Source organism: uncultured Proteiniphilum sp. (genome assembly GCF_937873925.1).
In the GTDB taxonomy this organism is placed as follows: domain Bacteria; phylum Bacteroidota; class Bacteroidia; order Bacteroidales; family Dysgonomonadaceae; genus Proteiniphilum.
Window position 1 is genome coordinate 1 of record NZ_CALNAT010000257.1, and the last position, 4,248, is coordinate 4,248.

Here is a 4,248-nt window from a genome sequence, read left to right on the forward strand (position 1 = left end):
CTAAATTTCAAATATTTCAAAGAACTATTTCAGATTTTAATGGGACAGCAATGAACGAAGGTATTTTACAATACGTATTGCGAGAATACCTGAGGAGGGATGACTAACCTCAACGGCTCTCATGAAAGGATAATCTACGTTCTATAACACCTTTATTACAAAATAATTCATATCTTCGTAAAGAATTGCCGAAGAGACATTCACATCTTTAAATCTGAAAAAAGAAGTCGGATGAGATCTATACGTAAGATTTTATTATTGTTATTATCATGGAGCCTACATTTAGTAATTTCCTGTCATGCTTCACCCTTTTATTTTAAACATTATCAGGTACAGGATGGATTAAGTAATAATACGATCAGCTGTTGTGTGCAGGATGCACAGGGATTCATGTGGTTTGGAAGCCGCGATGGATTAAATCGTTTTGATGGATATTCTTTCCGCATATTCCGGAATGATTCCGATCTCCCCCACTCCGTAGGAAACAATATGATAAATAGTCTGGTTGTAGATCGGAGTGGAAATCTATGGGTGGGCACAAATCAAGGTTTATACAAATACAACCCGGATAAGGAAGAGTTCAGCTTAATCTCTTTTAGTAAAGATTTAAGAATAGGACATATAGTTGAAGGATCTGCAAACGATCTTTGGATTGTTTCACAAGGAAAATTGATTAATTATAATATTCAACTCGACCATGTAAAAACTTACACACTTCCCGATAGCAGCTCTGTCTCACATATTTGCATTACATCTCTGGGTCAGATATGGGTTTCCGGACAAAATGGATTCCTCTATGAATTGATCGAATCAACCGGTACATTTTCGCCATATGATATGTTCGCGTTCTCTACAAATATTACTTCCCGAAATATCAATACTATTTATCCGGTGGATACGGGAGATAAAATATTCGTAGGCACCCGCAATCATGGAGTGAAACTCTTTGATATCAATAAGGGTGAATATACTGATTGTTTCAGTCATGATATCAATCAAATGGGAATAACAGTACAAGATTTTTTACAGGTAAATGAACATTCCTTATGGATCGCGACGGAGTCGGGACTCTATCTCTATGATCTACAGAAAGCGGATCATACTATTATTAAACGGAGACCGTATGATCCATATTCACTGACCACCAATATTACTTATAGGCTCTATAAGGACAGGGAGCAGGGAATGTGGGTATGCACCTATGCCGGAGGTGTGAATTATTATTCTCCTTATCAACCTTTTACCAGGTATTACACTTATCCAGGCGACAATGTGATGCAGGGGGATCTCGTCCATGATATCTGTACCGATAAATATGGAAACTTATGGATTGCCACCGAGGATGCGGGTATAAATAAATATGAACCCTTGACAGGGAAGTATACTCATTTCAGCCCTCTATCCGATGGTAAAGGTATTTCGCATATCAATATTCATGGAATGATTGCGGATGATGATAAATTATGGATAGGTAGTATCTCAGGAATAATTGATGTAATGGATATCCCAAGCGGACGCATAATAAAACGCTACCGGATTGGGAATCTGTCCTCTGAATCCTTATCCCCGCCTGTCGTAAATATGAAAAAACTCTCTAACGGTACTATTCTGGTCAGCACTTCAATTGGAATGTTTGCCTACAACGCACAAAATGACCGTTTTGAATTCATGTCCCAATACCCTTCTCAGCGAATTCAAAGTATCTTTGAGGACCATGCCGGAGTAATTTGGGCAGGAAGTGTAAATTATGGCCTTTACTTTTATGATCCTTCAAGTGGGGAATCCGGTAAACTGGAGAATGAGATGATTTCTAACCCCAGCAGTAGTACAATTAATGATATCTACGAAGATAATCAACATAATTTATGGCTGGCAACCCTTGATGGTTTAATGAAGTACGACCGCCAGGCGCGGACAATTAAACGTCACACAATAAAGACCGGAATGCCGAGTAACGTAAGTTACCGGATACTTCCCGACAATAATGGTGATCTATGGATTTCAACTGCCAATGGTTTGGTCTGTATGGATATTGAAACCGAGAAAATCACTGTCTATCAGCAGGGACATGGCCTGATGTCCAATCAATTTAATTATAACTCGGGATGGAAAGATGAAAACGGACAGCTTTATTTTGGGATGGTCCAGGGAATGATCAGTTTCAACCCCGAAGATATCAAGCAGCCGGAAACCAGCACAAAAGTCTCTGTCACGGCAATAACAGCATATGGTGTAAACGAGCATAATGAATACATTTCCTTTTCCGATATTCCGATCCAGTTGTCTCACGAACAATCGACAGTTGAAATAAAATTCTCATCCATGAGTTACCTAGCGCCCGATCTGGTTCGTTATGCTTATTTTATGGAAGGATTTGATCAGAAGTGGAATTATCCTTCCGAATCTCACTATGCTTATTACACAAAACTCCCCCCTGGGAATTATATATTCAAAGTAAAAGCAACCAACATTTCCGGTATTTGGAATGAGGATCCAGTATCGCTAAAAATCATTATACTACCTCCCTGGTGGCTTTCCGGTACAGCAAAGATATTCTATTTAATTCTACTGGTTATATCTATATATCTTCTTTCCCGTTTCCTGCAAGTTAAAAACAGGAAAAAAGTGACCGAGAGTATTCAAAGACTTGAACAGGAAAAAGAAACAGAACTGTATCAGGCCAAGATTAATTTCTTTATAAACATTGCCCATGAGATTAGGACTCCGCTAACGCTAATTAAAAGTCCATTAGACAAAGTCATGAAAGACCAGACTATTCCTAGAAGCGCTCAACCATATCTCTCTACCGTCAATAAAAATACAGATCGCCTGTTAGCGCTTGTCAATCAACTTCTGGATTTCAGAAAGACTGAGATAGAAGGATACAGCCTGAATTTTATAAAGACAGACATCGAACTCCTACTGGTGGATATTTGTGATCGTTTCCGAAATACAGCAGAAGAAAACGGACTATCTATAGAGTTACAAATTCTATCGAAGCAGAAATATGCTTATGCCGATAAGGAAGCATGTACGAAGATAATCAGTAATCTGCTCACCAATGCGGTCAAACATGGACAAAATCATATTTTAATAACCCTTTCCTATTCGAAGGAAGAAGAGTTATTTCAGATTGATATCAGTAATGATGGAGAACCAATTCCTACAGACAGCAGAGAAAAAATATTCAAACCTTTCTTCCGAGGCGAGGATGCTCAGCATAAACAAGGTACCGGTCTGGGATTGCCTTTGGCCAGATCGCTGGCAGAAATGCACCGGGGCTCTCTAGAACTTATTAACTCCACCGACAGCAATACGACTTTTCGTCTTTGTTTACCTACTAATCAACCCAATTCAATCCGTCTCTCGACGGAAGAGCGGATTATGACATTGAACGATTCATTTACAGGGTATAAGAACGATCCGTCCCGTCTAACCATTCTTGTGATTGAAGACAATATGGAGATGAAAAACTATATTGGCAGCGAACTGAATATGCATTACAACATTGTCACGGCCAATCATGGGAAAGAGGCATTAGAGAAACTCGAAGAATTTGGTATACAGCTGATAGTGAGCGATGTAATGATGCCCATTATGGATGGATTTACCTTTCTAAAAATAATCAAGACCAATCTGGAATTTAGTCATATACCGGTTATATTACTAACAGCAAAAAATACAATACAATCCAAGCTCGAGGGATTAGAACTCGGAGCCGATGCTTATATTGAAAAACCGTTTACAATGGATATACTGTTTGCACATATTGCGAATCTGCTTGCAAACAGGGAAAATATCCGAAACTCATACGCGCAGTCGCCAGTAGCCCATTTGAGATCCATGGCATACACCAAAGCTGACGAAAATTTCCTTGGGAGACTCAATGATATTATTATGGAGAATATAAGTGATATAACCTTGGATGTAGACCGTATTGCCGATCAAATGAATCTTAGTCGTGCCACTCTTTATCGAAAAATAAATGCGTTGTCAAACCTTACACCAAATGAACTGATAAGTATTGCCCGGCTAAAAAAAGCGGCAGAACTGATTTTGCAAGGTGAACTTAAAATATTTGAAATATCAGAAGCGGTAGGTTTCAGTTCACAGTCTTATTTTTGTCGTGCTTTCACCCAACAGTTAGGTATGAGCCCAACCGAGTACGGAAAAAGGAATAAAGAGTAATTATGTAATTCAAGTTTCGCAAGTTGCTAACTTGCCAATTTTAGTTCATAAAAGTTGATA

Annotated in this window: 1 protein-coding gene; it reads left to right on the forward strand. The window is 38.7% G+C overall.

Annotation, left to right across the window (positions count from 1 at the left end):
- Positions 1-231 precede the first annotated feature (231 nt).
- The gene (locus Q0502_RS18575) at positions 232-4,188 is read left to right on the forward strand and encodes a hybrid sensor histidine kinase/response regulator transcription factor (RefSeq protein ID WP_298654020.1); all 3,957 of its coding nucleotides are present in this window, start codon (positions 232-234) and stop codon (positions 4,186-4,188) included.
- Positions 4,189-4,248 lie beyond the last annotated feature (60 nt).